The 17,361-nt window shown below is 71.5% G+C and carries 18 protein-coding genes, 1 tRNA gene and 1 pseudogene; 13 read left to right on the top strand and 7 right to left on the bottom strand.

The annotated features are described in order from the left end of the window. Positions 1–9 precede the first annotated feature (9 nt). Positions 10–1,299 (top strand): two-component system sensor histidine kinase PhoR, encoded by a 1,290-nt coding sequence (phoR, locus tag ABTX60_RS29805; RefSeq protein WP_352100105.1) that lies wholly within the window; start codon positions 10–12, stop codon positions 1,297–1,299. 5 nt (positions 1,300–1,304) lie between these two features. Continuing rightward, positions 1,305–1,976 (top strand): two-component system response regulator PhoP, encoded by a 672-nt coding sequence (gene phoP / locus ABTX60_RS29800; RefSeq protein WP_020271862.1) that lies wholly within the window; start codon positions 1,305–1,307, stop codon positions 1,974–1,976. Positions 1,977–2,051: 75 nt separating this feature from the next. Here the strand turns inward: phoP and ABTX60_RS29795 are convergent, their stop codons facing one another. Continuing rightward, positions 2,052–2,738 (bottom strand): copper chaperone PCu(A)C domain-containing protein, encoded by a 687-nt coding sequence (locus ABTX60_RS29795; protein WP_352100104.1) that lies wholly within the window; start codon positions 2,736–2,738, stop codon positions 2,052–2,054. Positions 2,739–3,350: 612 nt separating this feature from the next. Between ABTX60_RS29795 and ABTX60_RS29790 the strand changes: the two genes are divergently transcribed. The 6 genes from ABTX60_RS29790 to ABTX60_RS29765 all read left to right on the top strand — a co-directional run bounded on the left by ABTX60_RS29790 (position 3,351) and on the right by ABTX60_RS29765 (position 9,769). Then, positions 3,351–3,833 (top strand): CarD family transcriptional regulator, encoded by a 483-nt coding sequence (locus tag ABTX60_RS29790; protein WP_003953493.1) that lies wholly within the window; start codon positions 3,351–3,353, stop codon positions 3,831–3,833. Between the two features lie 330 nt (positions 3,834–4,163). Further along, complete coding sequence (gene ispD, locus ABTX60_RS29785; RefSeq protein WP_352100103.1) at positions 4,164–4,928, top strand: 2-C-methyl-D-erythritol 4-phosphate cytidylyltransferase; 765 nt, start codon at positions 4,164–4,166, stop codon at positions 4,926–4,928. Continuing rightward, complete coding sequence (ispF, locus tag ABTX60_RS29780; RefSeq protein WP_097217387.1) at positions 4,918–5,412, top strand: 2-C-methyl-D-erythritol 2,4-cyclodiphosphate synthase; 495 nt, start codon at positions 4,918–4,920, stop codon at positions 5,410–5,412. Before ispD ends, ispF begins: the two co-directional genes overlap by 11 nt. 99 nt (positions 5,413–5,511) lie before the next feature. Then, complete coding sequence (cysS, locus tag ABTX60_RS29775; RefSeq protein WP_352100102.1) at positions 5,512–6,909, top strand: cysteine--tRNA ligase; 1,398 nt, start codon at positions 5,512–5,514, stop codon at positions 6,907–6,909. A gap of 107 nt (positions 6,910–7,016) precedes the next feature. Then, a complete protein-coding gene (gene rlmB / locus ABTX60_RS29770) occupies positions 7,017–7,958 on the top strand; it encodes a 23S rRNA (guanosine(2251)-2'-O)-methyltransferase RlmB (RefSeq protein WP_352100101.1) in 942 nt (313 codons plus the stop codon). A 128-nt stretch (positions 7,959–8,086) separates the two neighbouring features. After that, positions 8,087–9,769, top strand: a complete 1,683-nt coding sequence (locus tag ABTX60_RS29765) for a DoxX family protein (RefSeq protein WP_352100100.1) — start codon at positions 8,087–8,089, stop codon at positions 9,767–9,769. Between the two features lie 57 nt (positions 9,770–9,826). Here the strand turns inward: ABTX60_RS29765 and ABTX60_RS29760 are convergent, their stop codons facing one another. Beyond that, positions 9,827–10,210 (bottom strand): MerR family transcriptional regulator, encoded by a 384-nt coding sequence (locus ABTX60_RS29760; protein WP_352100099.1) that lies wholly within the window; start codon positions 10,208–10,210, stop codon positions 9,827–9,829. Positions 10,211–10,291: 81 nt separating this feature from the next. On the opposite strand from ABTX60_RS29760, the gene ABTX60_RS29755 reads away from it, so the two are divergent. The 3 genes from ABTX60_RS29755 to ABTX60_RS29745 are packed head-to-tail and all read left to right on the top strand — an operon-like array spanning position 10,292 to position 12,307. Then, a complete protein-coding gene (locus ABTX60_RS29755) occupies positions 10,292–11,101 on the top strand; it encodes an alpha/beta fold hydrolase (protein ID WP_352100098.1) in 810 nt (269 codons plus the stop codon). After that, entirely contained in the window at positions 11,098–11,841 is a 744-nt protein-coding gene (locus ABTX60_RS29750; RefSeq protein WP_352100097.1) for an MFS transporter, read from the top strand. Before ABTX60_RS29755 ends, ABTX60_RS29750 begins: the two co-directional genes overlap by 4 nt. Positions 11,842–11,884: 43 nt before the next feature. Beyond that, positions 11,885–12,307, top strand: a complete 423-nt coding sequence (locus tag ABTX60_RS29745) for an MFS transporter (RefSeq protein WP_352100096.1) — start codon at positions 11,885–11,887, stop codon at positions 12,305–12,307. Positions 12,308–12,485: 178 nt separating this feature from the next. On the opposite strand, the gene ABTX60_RS29740 is transcribed toward ABTX60_RS29745, so the two are convergent. The 4 genes from ABTX60_RS29740 to ABTX60_RS29725 all read right to left on the bottom strand — a co-directional run bounded on the left by ABTX60_RS29740 (position 12,486) and on the right by ABTX60_RS29725 (position 16,253). Further along, positions 12,486–13,217 (bottom strand): nucleotidyltransferase family protein, encoded by a 732-nt coding sequence (locus ABTX60_RS29740; protein WP_352100095.1) that lies wholly within the window; start codon positions 13,215–13,217, stop codon positions 12,486–12,488. A gap of 99 nt (positions 13,218–13,316) precedes the next feature. Beyond that, on the bottom strand, positions 13,317–13,766 hold the full coding sequence (locus ABTX60_RS29735; RefSeq protein WP_352100094.1) for a hypothetical protein: 450 nt from the start codon (positions 13,764–13,766) through the stop codon (positions 13,317–13,319). Positions 13,767–13,984: 218 nt separating this feature from the next. Continuing rightward, a complete protein-coding gene (locus ABTX60_RS29730) occupies positions 13,985–15,073 on the bottom strand; it encodes an ABC transporter ATP-binding protein (protein ID WP_352100093.1) in 1,089 nt (362 codons plus the stop codon). 187 nt (positions 15,074–15,260) lie between these two features. Continuing rightward, entirely contained in the window at positions 15,261–16,253 is a 993-nt protein-coding gene (locus ABTX60_RS29725; RefSeq protein ID WP_352100092.1) for a helix-turn-helix transcriptional regulator, read from the bottom strand. A 102-nt stretch (positions 16,254–16,355) separates the two neighbouring features. Here ABTX60_RS29725 and ABTX60_RS29720 point away from each other — a divergent pair, with 102 nt between their 5' ends. Beyond that, complete coding sequence (locus ABTX60_RS29720; protein WP_352100091.1) at positions 16,356–16,814, top strand: DUF3224 domain-containing protein; 459 nt, start codon at positions 16,356–16,358, stop codon at positions 16,812–16,814. 57 nt (positions 16,815–16,871) lie between these two features. Continuing rightward, positions 16,872–16,945 (top strand) — tRNA-Thr (locus tag ABTX60_RS29715). A gap of 45 nt (positions 16,946–16,990) precedes the next feature. On the opposite strand, the pseudogene ABTX60_RS29710 reads toward ABTX60_RS29715, so the two are convergent. Next, positions 16,991–17,157: pseudogene (locus tag ABTX60_RS29710) on the bottom strand (tyrosine-type recombinase/integrase); the annotation flags it as partial. Between the last annotated feature and the right edge of the window lie 204 nt (positions 17,158–17,361).

Here is a 17,361-nt window from a genome sequence, read left to right as displayed (position 1 = left end):
CCTGGGTGCATGGACGTGAACGCGGCGGTCGCCGCAGCGGCTGCGATCGCCGGGGTGCTCACCGGTGTCATCGCCATGCTGGCGTTCCGCTTCAGTGAGCGCGAGCAGAAGCGCCCCACCCGTAGCTCCCTGCACACCGATGCGATCCTGCCGCCCGGCGTGGACACGGTCCTGTCGGTGCTCCGGTCGTCCGCCGTCGTCCTCGACGAGGCCGACGCCGTGGTCAAGGCCAGCTCGGCGGCGTACGCCCTCGGCCTGGTCCGTGGCGGCAAGCTCGCGGTCGAGCCGATGCTGCAGATGGCCCGGGACACCCGGCGGGACGGCGAGATACGACAGGTCGAGCTGGACCTGCCACGGCGCGGCACCGGACGCGGAGAGGCCCTGGCCGTCTCCGCGCGGGTCGCGCCGCTCGGCTCCCGGCTGGTGCTGCTGCTGGTGGAGGACCTCACCGAGGCCCGCCGCATCGAAGCGGTCCGCCGCGACTTCGTCGCCAACGTGAGCCATGAGCTGAAGACGCCGGTCGGAGCCCTCTCGCTGCTCTCCGAGGCCGTGATGGACGCCTCCGACGACCCCGAGGCCGTCCAGCGGTTCGCCGGGCGCATGCAGATCGAGGCCACCCGGCTCACCAGCCTGGTGCAGGAGCTCATCGACCTCTCGCGCGTGCAGAACGACGACCCGCTGGAGGACGCCGAGCCGGTCCGCGTCGACGAGCTGGTCGCCGAGGCCGTCGACCGCTGCCGGCACCAGGCCGGCGCCAAGCAGATCACGATGGCCGCGGGGGGCACCGCCGACCTGCGCGTCTGGGGAAACCGCGGCCAGCTCGCCGCCGCGCTCGGCAACCTCGTCGAGAACGCCGTCAACTACTCACCCGCCCGCACCCGCGTCGGCATAGCGGCCCGCAGTGTGAACGCCCCTGGCGGGGACCACATCGAGATCGCCGTCACCGACCAGGGCATCGGCATCTCCGACAAGGACAAGGAGCGCATCTTCGAGCGCTTCTACCGCGTCGACCCGGCCCGCTCCCGTGCCACCGGCGGCACCGGACTCGGGCTGGCGATCGTGAAGCACGTGGCCGCCTCGCACGGCGGGGAGGTCACGGTGTGGAGCGCCGAAGGCCAGGGCTCCACCTTCACCCTGCGGCTGCCTGAGGCCGGTGCGGCCCGCGGCGCACAGCAGCAGCCCGCCCGAGAGACACGCGCGGGAGGCGCGGGCCTCGACGAGGAGGCCGGGCGGTCCACCCCCACATCCCCCGAATCAACAGCGTACGAAACGCTTCCCGCCCCGGAGGTCCTTCCGTGACCCGAGTGCTCGTCGTCGAGGACGAGGAGTCCTTCTCCGACGCCCTGTCGTACATGCTCCGCAAGGAGGGCTTCGAGGTCGCGGTCGCGACCACCGGGCCCGACGGACTCGACGAGTTCGAGCGCAACGGCGCCGATCTCGTCCTGCTCGACCTGATGCTGCCCGGCCTGCCGGGCACAGAGGTGTGCCGCCAGCTGCGCGGCCGTTCCAACGTCCCGGTCATCATGGTGACCGCCAAGGACAGTGAGATCGACAAGGTCGTCGGACTGGAGATAGGAGCCGACGACTACGTCACCAAGCCGTTCTCCTCGCGCGAGCTGGTCGCGCGGATCCGTGCCGTGCTGCGCCGCCGCGGCGAGCCCGAGGAGGTCACCCCGGCGGCCCTGGAGGCCGGTCCGGTCCGCATGGACGTCGACCGGCACGTGGTCACGGTCGGCGGCACCAAGATCGACCTGCCGCTCAAGGAGTTCGACCTGCTGGAGATGCTGCTGCGCAACGCCGGCCGCGTCCTGACCCGCATGCAGCTCATCGACCGCGTCTGGGGTGCCGACTACGTCGGTGACACCAAGACCCTCGACGTCCACGTCAAGCGCCTGCGGGCGAAGATCGAGCCGGACCCGGGCGCCCCGCGCTACCTGGTGACGGTCCGCGGTCTCGGCTACAAGTTCGAGCCGTAAGCCGGCCGCGTACGACGGCGACACGAAGGGCGGGGCCTCTCCCGGGAGAGGCCCCGCCCTTCGTGTCGCGTCTGCTCAGTGCCCGGCGCCGGCGCTCGCGGAGGCCGCGTCGGTCGGCGTGCCGGACGCCTGGTGGCCACCCGGCGTCTCACCGCCCGCGGGCGCGCCCGACTCACCCTCGGCGGGAGAACCGGACGGCGAGCCCGAGGGCGAACCGGACGGGGACGACGAGGCGCCCGGCGCGGCCGGCACCTCGGTCGGGCCCCACTCCTTGAAGTAGTGCTCGGCGGGGACGACGAACGCCTGCAGGCCCACGGCACCCGTCTTGCTGAACGTGAAGGTGACCTTCTGGGCGTTGCCGTCCCGCACGGCCTCACGGCTGCTCGGCAGCATCGCCGTGGCGTTGTCCTTGCCACCCAGGATCAGCGAACCGCCGGGCGGGATGCTGAGGCTGCCGCCCTTGGCGGGCTTGAGCTCGGCGGTCTTGCCGGTGCCGGGGAGCGTGATGGACTCCAGCGTCTCGGCCGTCCTGCCGGAGTTGAAGAGGGTCGCGGAGATCGCGGCCGGGCCGGTCGACTCGAGGTCGGGCTGCGTGATGACGATCGCGTTCTGGACCTTGATGTCTCCGACGCTCGTCGCCGCGTTGTCCGGCTTGATCTCCAGCGTCTGGGCATCGGTGCCGGCGCCGCACGCGGCGAGCGAGGCGATCGAGAACGCGATGGCGGCCGCGGCGAGAGTGCCGCGTCGAAGGCTGCTGCTCACGGCGGCGGCAACTCCTTGACTCGAGCGGAGCGGCCGAAAAGGCCGCTCTAAGTGTCTGTCAGCGGGCCTTAGGTTACCGAGCCGTCCTCGTCCGGCCGCACCCGACCCCCCGGCACCGTTGATCCCACCTGAGTCTCACGTGACTCCCGTGATCCCACCTGAGTCCCACACGACTCCCGCGTCAACATTGGTGTGGTGTCCGTCCGGCATTCACATAAGAGACCCGGGCGGCACCGCAAATGTTCCGTGAAGGAATGCGCGGGCGCCCCGGAATTGATCACCGACGGCCCGCCGGGGCACCTTGTGATCAATTACGGATTCGACCGGAACCCGGCTCGGGCCGCCGAACGGAGTAGCGGAAGTCGATCATACGGAACCAGACATATGGGGATGTTCGGCCCTCTGGAGGATGCTCCGGATGTGTGTAACGTACGCGTTTCACTCGCCCCGAAGAGCCGCTCCCACCTGCGAATACCTTCTTCCGATCCCTGTCCGAAGCACGTTCCTGTCAGAGTTGTCAAGCCCCGAGATATGCCCTGACCTGCGAAAACGCCATTCAGAACCCGCAGTTTCCGTGTTACTCTGGATAGCCACGGAAGGGGTACCTGTCACATGACGTTCAAGGTTGGCGACACCGTGGTCTATCCCCATCACGGGGCCGCGCTGATCGAGGCCATCGAAACTCGCCAGATCAAAGGCGTGGACAAGACCTACTTGGTGCTGAAGGTCGCCCAGGGCGACCTGACGGTACGTGTGCCAGCGGACAATGCGGAGTTCGTCGGCGTGCGTGATGTGGTCGGTCAGGACGGGCTGGACCGGGTCTTCGAGGTGCTGCGCGCACCGTACGCCGAGGAGCCCACGAACTGGTCCCGTCGTTACAAGGCAAACCTGGAGAAGCTCGCCTCGGGCGATGTCATCAAGGTCGCGGAAGTGGTGCGTGACCTGTGGCGTCGTGAGCGCGAGCGCGGACTCTCCGCCGGTGAGAAGCGCATGCTCGCCAAGGCCCGCCAGATTCTGGTGAGCGAGCTCGCCCTGGCGGAGAACACCAACGAGGACAAGGCCGAGGCTCTGCTCGACGAGGTGCTCGCCTCCTGAGGCGAAGCCCGTCGCTCAGCGCTCTGCGCCGATCGAAGCTGCTGATCAAGGCTGCTGGTCGAAGCTGATCAAGCGCGCGCCTGCACATCGAAATGCCGCGGTGCCCGATGACGAAATTCCTGTCGCCGGGCGCTGCGGCATGTTCGTACCCCGGCGCCGATGCGCCGTCACCCCGGAATGTGTTATCACTCACGCCCCGGTGTTCAGGGGTGCCGGGCCCGGGCAGCCGGCTCGACCAGCGTCACGGAAGGGTCCGGTCGAGCGCGTCGCGCCCGGCACTCCTCCAGGCCATACCCACGCCAGGCCAGCACACAAACCTGACAGGAACCGATGTCTGACGATTCGCGTCCCTCGCCGTCCGCCGGCCCCTCCACGGCCCGAACGGCGGCCGTGATCCCGGCCGCCGGCCGTGGTGTCCGGCTGGGCCCGGGCGCCCCCAAGGCGCTCCGTGCGCTCGGCGGTACCCCCATGCTGATCCACGCGGTCCGCGCGATGGCCGCCTCCCGCGCCGTCGGGCTGGTCGTCGTCGTGGCACCGCCCGACGGCGCCGCCGAGGTCAGGTCGCTGCTCGACGCGCACGCCCTGCCCGAGCGGACGGACTTCCTCGTCGTCCCGGGCGGGCGGACCCGCCAGGAGTCCGTGAAGCTCGGCCTGGACGCGCTGCCGCCCGGCCACGACATCGTGCTGGTCCACGACGCGGCCCGGCCGCTGGTGCCGGTGGACACGGTCGACGCCGTGATCGAGGCCGTACGGGACGGCGCCCCGGCCGTGGTCCCGGCGCTGCCGCTCGCCGACACCGTCAAGCAGGTCCAGCCCGCCGGCACCCCCGGCGAGCCGGAGCCGGTCGTCGCCACGCCGGAGCGCGCGCTGCTGCGCGCGGTGCAGACCCCGCAGGGCTTCGACCGGGCCACGCTGGTCCGGGCGCACGAGACGGTGACCGGCGAGGTCACCGACGACGCCGGCATGGTCGAGCAGCTCGGCCGCACGGTCGTGGCCGTCCCCGGCCACGAGGAGGCCTTCAAGGTCACCCGCCCCCTGGACCTGGTCCTCGCGGAGGCGGTCCTCGCCCGCAGGAGGCTCAACGATGGCTTCTGACCAGCCTGTTCTGCCCCAGGTGGGCATCGGCACCGACATCCACGCCTTCGAGGAAGGCCGTGAGCTGTGGTGCGCCGGCCTGAAGTGGGAGGACGCCGGCCCGGGTCTGGCCGGCCACTCCGACGCGGACGTCGTCGCCCACGCCGCCTGCAACGCCCTCTTCTCCGCCGCCGGCCTCGGCGACCTCGGGCAGCACTTCGGCACGGGCCGCCCCGAGTGGTCGGGCGCCTCCGGGGTCACCCTCCTGACGGAGGCCGCGCGCATCGTGCGCGAGGCCGGCTTCCGGATCGGCAACATCGCCGTACAGGTGGTGGGTCCCCGCCCGAAGATCGGCAAGCGCCGGGACGAGGCGCAGAAGCTCCTGTCGGAGGCGGCCGGAGCCCCGGTGTCGGTCTCGGGCGCGACGACGGACGGGCTGGGCTTCCCCGGCCGGGAGGAAGGACTGATGGCCGTGGCCACGGCCCTGGTCGTACGCACCGGCTGAGGGCGGGCGCTCGGGGCGTTCCCGTTGTGTGTGTCACGAATCCGGACGCCCCGAGGGGAAGTACCCGAGGCACACCCCGTGGCCCACTACCCTGGAGGGGTGACTATTCGCCTGTACGACACCAGCGCCCGGCAGATCCGTGACTTCTCCCCGCTCCAGCCGGGTTGCGTCTCGATCTACCTGTGTGGTGCCACCGTGCAGGCCGCCCCGCACATCGGCCACATCCGCTCCGGGCTGAACTTCGACATCATGCGCCGCTGGTTCGCCTACCGCGGCTACGACGTCACGTTCGTGCGGAACGTGACCGACATCGACGACAAGATCATCACCAAGTCGGCCGACCAGAAGCGCCCCTGGTGGGCCATCGGCTACGAGAACGAGCGGGCCTTCAACGACGGCTACACCGTGCTCGGTTGCCTGCCGCCCACCTACGAGCCGCGTGCCACCGGCCACATCACCGAGATGGTCGAGATGATGCGCGGCCTCATCGAGCGCGGGCACGCCTACGAGGCCGACGGCAGTGTCTACTTCGACGTCCGCTCCTGGCCTTCCTACCTGGAGCTGTCCCGGCAGGACCTCGACGAGATGCGGCAGCCCGCCGAGGAGGGCATCACCGGCAAGCGCGACCCGCGCGACTTCGCCATGTGGAAGGCCACCAAGCCCGGCGAGCCCGACTGGGAGACGCCGTGGGGACGCGGCCGGCCCGGCTGGCACCTGGAGTGCTCGGCGATGGCGCACAAGTACCTCGGGGCCGCCTTCGACATCCACGGCGGCGGCCTTGACCTGGTCTTCCCGCACCACGAGAACGAGATCGCCCAGGCCAAGGCCTACGGCGACGAGTTCGCCCGGTACTGGGTGCACAACGCCTGGGTCACCATGAGTGGCGAGAAGATGTCCAAGTCGCTCGGCAACTCGGTCCTGGTCAGCGAGATGGTCAAGCGCTGGCGCCCCATCGTGCTGCGCTACTACCTCGGCACCCCGCACTACCGCTCGATGATCGAGTACAGCGAGGAGGCGCTGCGCGAGGCCGAGTCGGCGTTCGCGCGGATCGAGGGCTTCGTGCAGCGCGTCGTGGAGAAGGCCGGCGTTGTCGAGCCCGCCGCCGAGGTGCCGCTCGCCTTCGCCGAGGCCATGGACGACGACCTGGGCGTGCCGCAGGCCCTCGCCGTGGTGCACACCACCGTCCGGCAGGGCAACAGCGCGCTGGCCGCCGACGACAAGGAAGCCGCCGTGGCCCGGTTCGCCGAGGTCCGCGCGATGCTCGGCGTGCTCGGCCTCGATCCGCTGGATGCCCAGTGGGCCGGAGAGGGCGACCGCGGCGAGGACCTGCACGGCGTGGTCGACACGCTGGTGCGCATGGTCCTCGACCAGCGCGAGGCCGCCCGGGCCCGCAAGGACTGGCCCACCGCGGACGCCATCCGCGACCAGCTGAGCCAGTCCGGCCTGGTCATCGAGGACAGCCCGCAGGGCCCGCGCTGGAGCCTCGGCCCTCGCTAGCCCGGCCGCGGCCGGAAGATCGATTGTGCCGTCCGGGCCTCCGGGCGGCACACTTCACAGACGTACGCACTTCACCGCCTCACGGCGACAGCAGAGACAGGTAGGTCATGGCAGCCAACAACCGCCGCATGTCCGGCAAGAAGGGCGCGCAGGTCGGCAGTGGCGGCCAGCGGCGCAAGGGTCTCGAGGGCAAGGGACCCACCCCGCCCGCCGAGATGCGCAAGGGGCACAAGAAGAACCGCGTCGCCAATGCCAAGGCGAAGCAGGCCGTCCGCCGGCCCACCGTGCGCGGCCGCGGCGGCAAGGGCACGTCGGAGCTGGTCGTCGGGCGTAACCCGGTCCTGGAGGCGCTGCGCGAGGGCGTCCCGGCCTCGACCCTCTACGTCCAGCAGTTCATCGACAACGACGAGCGGGTGCGCGAGGCCCTCCAGGTCGCCGCCGAGCGTGGCGGCATCAACCTCATGGAGGCCCCGCGTCCCGAGCTGGACCGGATGACCAACGGCCTCAACCACCAGGGCCTGGTCCTGCAGGTCCCGCCGTACGAGTACGCGCACCCCGAGGACCTGGTGGCCGCCGCCCACGACGAGGGCGAGGACCCGCTGATCGTCGCCCTGGACGGCGTCACCGACCCGCGCAACCTCGGCGCGGTCGTCCGCTCCGTCTCCGCCTTCGGCGGTCACGGCGTCGTCGTCCCCGAGCGCCGCGCGGCCGGTATGACGGCCGGTGCCTGGAAGACGTCCGCCGGTGCGGCGGCCCGCACCCCGGTCGCCCGCGCCACCAATCTGACCCGGGCCCTGGAGGCGTACAAGAAGGCCGGCATCACCGTCGTCGGCCTGGCCGCCGACGGCGAGTCCGAGATCGGTGAGCTTCCGGCGCTGGACGGCCCCGTCGTCATCGTCGTCGGCAGCGAGGGCAAGGGGCTGTCCCGGCTGGTCGGGGAGACCTGCGACCACCGGGTGCGGATCCCGATGCCGGGTGGCGCCGAGTCGCTCAACGCCGGTGTGGCGGCGGGGATCGTGCTGTACGAGGCGGCTCGCCGACGCCGCTGAACAAGCGTCCGGAACTTCACCCGAACGGGGTAATTCCGGTGTCATCGGGGCGACAAGGGCAAGCTTGACGGGGTCCGGACAGATCCGGCGGGTCAAAGCAGTGTCCTAACGCGACGTCACTCGGTTAGATGAGTGTGGACACCAGAACACCCCGCACACCCACGGGGGACCGCTCGTCGGGACTCGACGACGCTCCCGCGCTGAGCATGGTGAAGGTGCCGAGCGACCCGGCGCAGGTCATCGTCAATCACGCGAGTTTCCGCGTGCAGTTGGGCGTCTCGACGCGTCGCGTCCAGTCCGCCCGGGTCGCACGGCATCTGACCGCCACCGAGGACACCGCCCGCATCCCCCAGGTGAGGGGCGGCGCGGACGGGGCCACCGCCCGCCGCCGGCCCGTCGTCTGGAGCGGCAGATCCGCCCCCGACGACACCGGCGCGCACCGGCTCCTGCAGGCCGTGCGGCACGAGAGCGTCCGCCACGCCGACGAGCCCGCATCCGACGCCGGAGCCACCCAGGTGATCTCCCGCGTGGGCCCGGGCTACGACGGCCCCGGATACCAGGGCGCGGGCTACGGCGGCGACGGCTACGAGGGCGATCTCGCCCAGACCGTCGAGACCCCGGTCGTCGGCCCGCAACGCACGCACGATCCCGCCGACGGCGCCCGGCTGCTGCCGCCCATGCGCACGGTCGGCAGCGCCTACGACGAACCCGCCTACGCCGACGGCGGGTTCGAGGAGTCCGACACCGAAGCGGACGGCCTCGGGCGCCGGGGCAAGCGGCACGGCGACGACCCGGCCCGGCACGCCTACTACCCCGGGCGCCGGATGAACCTCGGCGTCGTCCTGCTCCCGCTGCGCGTCTTCCTCGGCTTCATCTCCATCTACGCGGGCATGGGCAAGCTGTGCGACCCCGTCTACTTCGAAGGCGGCAAGCGCGGCTCCATGGTCAAGTGGCTCAACACCCTGCACCCGTGGGAAGTCGCCGAGCCGCTGCGCCAGTTCGCCCTCGAGCACCCGGTCGGCGCCGGCCTGGTCATCGCCTTCGCGCAGGTCATCGTCGGCGTCCTGACGGTGCTGGGCTGCTGGCAGCGCGTCGCCGCCTGCCTGGGCGCCCTGCTGTCGGCGGCGCTGCTGGTCACGGTCAGCTGGAAGAGCGTCCCCGCCTACGAGACCCCCGACATCATCTACCTCGCCGCCTGGTCCCCGCTGATCATCGCCGGCGCCCCCGTCTACTCCGTCGACGGCCGCCTGGCCGGCAGTGCCTGGCGCCGTCTCGGCCCCCGCGCCGACATCTGGGACCTGCGCCGCTACGTGCTGCGGCGCGGTGCCCTCGTCACCGCCATCGCCACCGGCGTCACCCTCCTCGTCGGCTCGCTGCTCGGTGGCGCCGTGCGGGACGCGGACCGGGTCGTCGTCCCGGGCCCCGGCGAGGCCCCGCGCAACGAGCTGCCCGGCTCCCCGCTCCCGGGCGAGCCCGGCAAGCGCAAGCAGAAGCAGACCCCGTCGGCTTCCTCCTCGCCCACCCAGGGCGCCACGGCCGGCTCGGCGAGCCCCAGCGCGGGTACCACGACCAGGCCCGGGGCCACCCGCGACACCGGCACCGTCACCGGCGGTTCCCCCAGTCAGACCCAGGGCACCGCGGGTCAGGCACCGCCCCGGCAGACCTCCCCGGCCGACCAGGCCCCGAGCACCACGACCGGCCCCACCTCCGGCGGCACGGCGACGGGCGGCTCGGGCTCGACGGGCGGCTCGGGCAGCGGAGGCTCCTCCTCCACGGGCCGCCCGGGCCTGGTGGGCGGCTTGCTGGGCTAGCACCCGAACCAGAACGCCTGAAGGCCCCGCATCACACTGACGCGGGGCCTTCTCACGCTAGGCGGGCGACATCGGTGTCCCGGCTCCCTCAGGGGGCCCGGCGGCGATGATGGAGTCGAGGATCGCGTGGGACGCCTGGAGGTCCTCGATGGCGCGGGTGATGCGCTCGCCCTCCTGGCGCAGCTGGGCGAGCAGGTCCGGACAGGTGGGCATGAGGCGCTCGTCGTCCGCCCGGATGCACGGCAGAACCTGAGAGATCAGAGCGGTCGGAAGGCCTGCCGCCAGCAGACAGCGGATGCGGCGCACTGTCTCGACGTCCGACTCGCCGTAGACGCGGTAACCGCTGGGCAGCCTGTCGGGCGCCAGGAGTCCTTGCTGCTCGTAGTAGCGCAGCAGTCGCTCATGGACGCCGGTGCGCCGCACCATCTCCTTCATGCGCATGCCGGTCGCCTCATTCCCGCTCTCCTCTTATCGCGCCGCGATTTGACTCTGACACTGATGTCGGAGTTTAGCGTCGGCGCCATGACCACTGATCACGCGCTTCCCAGCTCTCACCTCGACGTTCTCGTGCAGGGGCGCGGCCCCGCGCTGCTGCTCGCGCACGGCGCGGGCGGCAGCATCGAGGGGAACTTCGGCCTCGTCCTCGAGGATCTCGCCCAGGACCACACTCTGGTCGGCCCGCACTACCCCGGGGCCGGTGGCTCCGCCGTGGCCGTCGGACCCCTGAGCCTGGACGATCTCGCCGATCGCCTGGTCGCGGCCGCCGTCGCGGCCGGGCAGGACTCGTTCGCCGTCCTCGGGGAGTCCCTCGGCAGCGCCGTGGCCGTCCGGATCGCCACACGGCACCCCGACCGTGTGCGGGCCCTCGTCCTGACCGCCGGCTTCGCTGCCGCCGACCCCGTCCTGGCGCTCGCCGCCCGGCTGATCAAGTCCCTGGCAGCCGCGGGTCGGTGGGAGGACGTGGCACGGCTCGCCCTCCTGTCCTGCATGCCCCCGGCGGACCTGGCGGACCTCGAACCGGCCGCCCTCGACGAACCGGTCGCCCGGACTCTGGCCGCGATGCCGCCGGGCATGCTGGACCACTTCGACCTGGTCTCCCGTGTGGACGTCCGGGCCGATCTGGCGCGGGTGTCCGCCCCCACCCTGGTGGCGGCGCCGACCGGCGACCGGCTGGTGCTGCCCGAGAGCTCGTACCGTCTGGCGGAAGGCATCCCGGGCGCCCGGCTGATCGAACTGCCCGGCGCCGCCCACATCCTGAACCCGGCGGACCGCGCGACCTGGCTCCGCCACGTACGCGAGTTCCTCGCCGCGCTCCCCGCCACGTCGGCGTGAGCGCACCACTCCTCACGGATCAGGCCGGTCCGCTCCTGACGTCGCCGGGCCGACGCCGGGCCGGCCTGCTCGTGCTCGCCACCACGACCTTCGTCGTCGTCACCACGGAACTGCTGCCGGTCGGGTTGCTGACGCCGATCAGCGACGATCTGGGGGTCGCGCGATCACGGGTGGGGCTGCTGGTCACCGTGTACGCCTTCACCGTCGGCCTGACGGCGGCTCCGCTCACTCACTGGACCGCCGGCTGGCCGCGCAAGCGCCTCTACATGACCGTGAGCGGGGTCTTCTCCCTCGGCACCGTGCTCTCCGCGGCCGCGGAGAGCTACCCGGTACTGGCGATCGGCCGGTTCCTGTGCGGCATGGCGCACGGCGTCTTCTGGTCGATCGTCGCCGGATACGCGGCCGCTCTCGCCCCGCCCGGCCGCTCTGGCCGCACGACAGCTGCCGTCTTCGCCGGGAACTCGGCGGCCCTCGTGCTGGGTGTCCCCCTGGGCACGGTCCTCGGCGGCGTCGTCGGATGGCGCGGTGCCTTCTGCGCCGCTGCGGTCCTCGGTCTCGCGGCACTCGCCGCCGCCCAGCGGTTCTTGCCCGGCATTCCCCACCGCCCCGCCCCGCCGCAGTCGACGGGACCCGGCGGCGCGCTGCGCCTGCCCGGCCTGCCCCGCATGGTGGCGGCGACCGCGCTGCTCGTCCTCGGGCACTTCACCGTGTACACCTACGTGACCCCCCCTCCTGCGTGACGCCGCCGCCTTCGGTGAGGCCGCCACCAGCATGCTCCTGGCCGTGTACGGACTGGCGGGCTTCCTGGGGACATGGCTCGGCGGTGTCCTGGTGGACCGTCGCCCGCACACCGTCCTGCTCGGCACCATCGCCCTGCTGGCCGGCTCACTGGTGCTGCTCGGTGCGAGCGTCCGGCTGCAGCCACTCGCCGTGGCGGCCGTGGCCCTGTGGGGCGTCGCCTTCGCCGCGTTACCGGTGACGTTGCAGTCGGGCGTCCTCCGCCTGGGAGCCACCGCGCCCGACGCCGCGTCCTCCTGGTACGTCTCCGCGTTCAACCTGGGCATCGGGGGAGGGGCCCTGGCCGGGGGGCTGCTGAGCGCCTTCCCGGTGGGGGCGCTCCCGTGGATGGCGCTGATCTCCGTGGCACCGGCCTTCGTCGTCGCCTGGACCACCCGGGCGGCTTTCCCGCGTCCACAGTCGCGGTAGGTGCCGTATGCACTGCGGCAGAGCGGAGCGAACAGGGGGCGCGGGGAACCGCGTGACGAGCCACGACGAGCGGTCAGCCGCCGGCGGAAGGCAACCGGCCGGGCTGTCGGCGCTCAAACGCCCGCAGTTCCTTGAAGAAGGGCAGGCTCCTCGCCCACCGGCGCAACCGGCGGAGCCCTCAGCGTCCCAGCGCCGTCAGTTCCTTCGCCGCCTCGGTCAGGTCTTTGGCCGTGTCGATGGCCCGCCAGTACGACCCCTGGGGGATCGTGAACCCGGCCAGGCGCCGCTCACGGGCCAGATGAGGGAACGTCGTCCGTTCGTGGTCCCCCCGGTGCGGCAACAGCCCGGCGAACTCGGGGGAGAAGACGTACACGCCGGCGTTGATCTCGAACGTCGACGGCGGTGCCTCGATGAAGTCGGTGATGCGCCCGAAGCCGTCGGTCTGCACCGCGCCCCACGGCAGCCGGGGCCGCGCCAGCGCCAGGGTCGCGACGGCGTCCCGCTCGGCGTGGAAATCGGCCATGTCCCGCAGCGAGAACCGCGTCCAGATGTCGCCGTTCGTCGCGTACCAGGGCCGGTCGGGGTGGGGAAGGTGCGCCGCGGCGTACTTGAGGCCGCCGCCGCGCCCGAGGGGCTCCGGCTCGACGACCGTCGTGACGGAGACGGGCAACTCGGCGGTCTCCAGCCACTTCTGCAGCACCTCGGCGAGGTGACCGCAGGAGACCACGACGTCCGTCACACCCTCGTCGGCGAGCCAGGACAGCTGATGGCCGATGATCGGCGTCCCCGTCCCGGGGATCTCGACCATCGGCTTGGGCCGGTCGTCGGTGTAGGGACGCAGCCGTGAGCCCTGGCCACCGGCCAGAACGACGGCTTGAACGGGGCGGGACGCGGCGCTCGGATCGCTCATGGACACGAACTGTACGTGGCGTCCCGCCCGGGACTGCGGCCGACGATCGATCCCGCGTCGGCCGTTATGGACTTCCCACCCGGTGGCAGGGCGGTGTGCTCAGCTGTGCGCGGCGGCGACGCCGGTGGCGAAGGCGGTGTCGCAGACCGGGCGCGCGTAGGACTGGGCGCGGGTGGGGCCGTAGACCGCGACGGCGGCCTGGCCGAGGGCGCGGGCGATGGACGCGCAGTGCTTCGCCAGCGACGGGCGGCCGTTGACGGCCTGCTGGAGGTGGCTGAGGGCGACGCCCGGGTCCTCCTCCTGCAGTTCGGTCAGCAGCTTGTCGCGCAGGATCTCCTGAGGCGCGCGCTTGGCGGCTCGCGGTGTGCCCACGGAGGTGTCCGCGGCGGTGAGCACCGGGTCCGTGGAGTTCCCCGACCAGTTGACCCGGGTGACCGCGAGTGTCCCGGAGAGCACCAGGACGACGGGCAGGACGAAAGCGAGGGTGCGGCCGATCCGGCGGGCGTGGCCCCGGCCGCGTCGCGTCTGTTGGTTCATGGAGTGCTTCACGCGTGTGAGGGTAGCGCCCGGTAATGGTTTGTAGACATTTAGTCACCGGTTCGGGGGATGAGAAAGGGCCGCTTTCTGGGTAGGGGGTTGACGCACAACGCTCGAAACGTCCGGTCTGCCGGGGTATTTGTCGACAACGAGAAGGGCCCCACGGCACGCCGCGGGGCCCTCTTCGTCAACCTGGGTGATTCACCCGGGGTTGTGCGTTCGCTGGTTGATCAGTCGGACAGGCGCGCACCGGTCGACGTCGAGAACACGTGGGTCTCGCCGGAGCGGGGCACGACGTGCAGCTGGCTGCCCTTCTCCGGGACGTCACGGCCGCTGACGCGGACGACGAGGTCCTTGGAGTCGTCGCCGACCTTGGCGGTGCCGTAGACGTACGCGTCGGCACCGAGCTCCTCGACGACGTTCACCGTGACCGCGAGGCCCAGCTCGGCGTCCGCGCCGGCCACCTCGAAGTGCTCGGGGCGGACGCCGACGGTGACGGTCTTGTCGGTGGCGGCGGCGATCGCGTCGCGCTGCACCGGAACGACCGACTTGCCGAACTTCACGCCGCCGTCGGTGATCGGCACCTCGACGAGGTTCATCGCGGGGGAGCCGATGAAGCCGGCCACGAAGAGGTTGGCGGGCTTGTCGTACATGTTGCGCGGGGTGTCGATCTGCTGGAGCAGACCGTCCTTGAGGACCGCCACGCGGTCGCCCATCGTCATGGCCTCGACCTGGTCGTGGGTGACGTAGACGGTGGTAATGCCCAGGCGGCGCTGGAGCGAGGCGATCTGCGTACGCGTGGAGACACGGAGCTTGGCGTCCAGGTTGGACAGCGGCTCGTCCATGAGGAAGACCTGGGGCTCACGCACGATGGCCCGGCCCATGGCGACACGCTGGCGCTGACCGCCGGAGAGGGCCTTGGGCTTGCGGTCCAGGTACTCGGTGAGGTCGAGGATCTTCGCGGCCTCTTCGACCTTCTGCCGGATCTCCGCCTTGTTCACGCCGGCGATCTTGAGCGCGAAGCCCATGTTGTCGGCGACGGTCATGTGCGGGTAGAGCGCGTAGTTCTGGAACACCATGGCGATGTCCCGGTCCTTGGGCGGCAGGTGCGTCACGTCGCGGTCGCCGATGCGGATGGCTCCGCCGTTGACGTCCTCGAGCCCCGCGAGCATGCGGAGCGAGGTGGACTTGCCGCAGCCGGAGGGGCCGACGAGGACGAGGAACTCGCCGTCCTCGATGTGAATCTCCAGCGCGTCGACGGCGGGCTTGGTGGAACCCGGGTAGATCCGGGTCGCCTTGTCGAACGAGACAGTGGCCATGGTGAATGAACCCCTTCTACCGGCAGGAACGTGCCGGACGATCCGAGTAGGAAGGCGGTGCCACGACGGTGATTGCCGTTGTGGTGTAGTCCACGCGTGTGAACTGGCTCAGGACGGTACCCGGCGTTCACACGTCTGTCAGTAGTTCCGGGCCTGTGAACTTCGCGGAAATTTTCGAGGCGGCACATTACGGCTGATCGGACCTGTTCGTTTCTGGTTCCCCGTAGCGGTCCGCGAGCACCGCGACCGCCCGGGCCACCGCCTGCCGGAGCCCGGGAGGACCGAGCACCTCCGCCTCCGGGCCGAGCCGGAGCAGATCGCCCACGGCCACCGCCTCCGACTCGACGGTCAGCTCCACCTCCACCCAGCCGTCCCCGTCGGGCGGGCCCGCGCTCTCCAGGGCGTGCGCGCCCGCCGCGCCGAACTGCATCGGCAGCAGCCGCCGCGCGCGGGGCGAGATCCGCAGCCGGGCGGTGTCCTGGCGCAGGGCGGCCTCCAGACGACGGGAGGACTCGGCCCAGCACGCGGCGAGGTCGAACCCCACGGGACGCTCGAAGACCTCGCCCGTGTCCTCCACGGCCAGCACGCGCGAGACCCGGTAGGTCCGCACGGTCTCCTCCGCCAGGGCGACCAGGTACCAGATGCCGCCCTTCAGGACGAGCCCCAGCGGCCGCACCTCCCGGCGCACCTCGCCGCGCCAGCGCCGGTAGTGCAGCCGCAGCACCCGCCGCTCCCACACGGCCGCCGCCACGGCCTCCAGACACGGCACCGGGTCGGCCTCCCGGAACCAGGCGGGCGCGTCCAGATGGAACCGCTCCTGCACCCGCCGCGCCTGGCCGGCGAGCTCCGCGGGCAGTGCCGCCTGCACCTTCAGCTGGGCGCTGGCCAGGACCGCGCCCAGCCCGAGGTCCCGCGCGGGACCGGGCATCCCGGCGAGGAACAGCGAACCGGCCTCGGCGTCGGTCAGACCGGTCAGCCGCGTCCGGTACCCGTCGACCAGCCGGTAGCCGCCCTCGGGCCCCCGGTCGGCGCACACCGGCACGCCGGCCGCCCCCAGTGCCTCGACGTCCCGGTAGACCGTCCGCACCGACACCTCCAGCTCGGCGGCGAGCTCGGGCGCGGTCATCCGCCCGCGGTTCTGGAGCAGCAGGAGCAGGGAGAGGAGCCGGTCGGCGCGCATGGAGGCCATTGTCGCGGCATGCGCCGCCGTACCTGACAGGAGATGTCAGGTACGGCGTCCAGGCTGGTCGAGGACATACGGAGCCGACCGAGAGGACCACCCATGCCCGGCACCACCCTCACCACCACCACCGGCCACTTCACCTTCGCCGACTGGCAGGAACGCGTGATCGGCCCCGGCGAGGACGCGAACCCCCGCCTCGCCCACGCCTCGGTCCGGAACACCTTCACCGGCGGCATCGAGGCAGCCGGGACGATCTGCGAGTACGCGATCGTCTACGTCACCGCGAAGGCCGGATCCTTCAGCGGCATGGAACTCCTCACCGGCCGCGTCGACGGTCGTGAGGGGAGCTTCGCGGTGGAGGAGCGGGGGTGGTTCGGCGAGGACGGGGCCGTGCACTGCACCTTCGAGGTGGTGCCGGGGTCGGGGAGCGGAGAGCTGACCGGCCTCACGGGGAAGGGCGACTTCACCGCACGGCCCGGTGAGACGGCGGTGGCGTATCGGTTCGCCTACGAGGTCGGGGAGGCGGCCGAGGGGACGGAACGCCGTGGCTCGGCGTAACGGGCTCTGTGTACAGTGGTGCCGCCCTCACGCGCGGCAACGCGGTGCACGGCACCCGCCTCCTTAGCTCAGCTGGCCAGAGCAACGCACTTGTAATGCGTAGGTCGTCGGTTCGAATCCGACAGGGGGCTCTGGTGAACCCCAGGTCGGGTGTGGTCCGACCTGGGGTTTTGTCGTCAGCGGAGGCGGCGGCGGCGCCGGGCACGGGCCGCGCGGGTGTCGGCGGTCTCAGTTCTGGTCTCAGTGGGGCCCGGATCCGGGGTCGAGGGCGCGGGCACGAAGAACTCGCCCATGCGTCGCATGGCGTCCTTGGACAGGTGGAGCGGCCTTTCACGTATCGCCGGGGGCCCGCACGGCTCCCTACATTGGCTGATGCTTGGCAGCGGCGGCACGTTCGAGCACGCTGGACGTGCAGGCCAGGATCTCTGATTCAGCCCGGCGGATGAACTGCTCGATTCGACGCATGGCAGCGTGGGCAGTTGAGGTGTGAATCAACTGCTTCGCCAACCTCAAGTTTCCCTCACTAGATCTACTATCGACTGACTGT

The organism is Streptomyces sp. NPDC126510 (genome assembly GCF_040302345.1).
GTDB lineage: Bacteria > Actinomycetota > Actinomycetes > Streptomycetales > Streptomycetaceae > Streptomyces.
Note: the sequence above shows the minus strand (reverse complement) of the source record. Positions and strands in the feature narration are given on the sequence as shown.

Coding starts and splice junctions, on each gene's coding strand:
- phoR (WP_352100105.1), top strand. CDS start 10: ATGGACGTGAACGCGGCGGTCGCCGCAGCGGCTGCGATCGCCGGGGTG.
- ABTX60_RS29790 (WP_003953493.1), top strand. CDS start 3,351: ATGACGTTCAAGGTTGGCGACACCGTGGTCTATCCCCATCACGGGGCC.
- ispD (WP_352100103.1), top strand. CDS start 4,164: ATGTCTGACGATTCGCGTCCCTCGCCGTCCGCCGGCCCCTCCACGGCC.
- ispF (WP_097217387.1), top strand. CDS start 4,918: ATGGCTTCTGACCAGCCTGTTCTGCCCCAGGTGGGCATCGGCACCGAC.
- rlmB (WP_352100101.1), top strand. CDS start 7,017: ATGGCAGCCAACAACCGCCGCATGTCCGGCAAGAAGGGCGCGCAGGTC.
- ABTX60_RS29765 (WP_352100100.1), top strand. CDS start 8,087: ATGAGTGTGGACACCAGAACACCCCGCACACCCACGGGGGACCGCTCG.
- ABTX60_RS29760 (WP_352100099.1), bottom strand. CDS start 10,210: ATGCGCATGAAGGAGATGGTGCGGCGCACCGGCGTCCATGAGCGACTG.
- ABTX60_RS29755 (WP_352100098.1), top strand. CDS start 10,292: ATGACCACTGATCACGCGCTTCCCAGCTCTCACCTCGACGTTCTCGTG.
- ABTX60_RS29740 (WP_352100095.1), bottom strand. CDS start 13,217: ATGAGCGATCCGAGCGCCGCGTCCCGCCCCGTTCAAGCCGTCGTTCTG.
- ABTX60_RS29730 (WP_352100093.1), bottom strand. CDS start 15,073: ATGGCCACTGTCTCGTTCGACAAGGCGACCCGGATCTACCCGGGTTCC.
- ABTX60_RS29725 (WP_352100092.1), bottom strand. CDS start 16,253: ATGCGCGCCGACCGGCTCCTCTCCCTGCTCCTGCTGCTCCAGAACCGC.
- ABTX60_RS29720 (WP_352100091.1), top strand. CDS start 16,356: ATGCCCGGCACCACCCTCACCACCACCACCGGCCACTTCACCTTCGCC.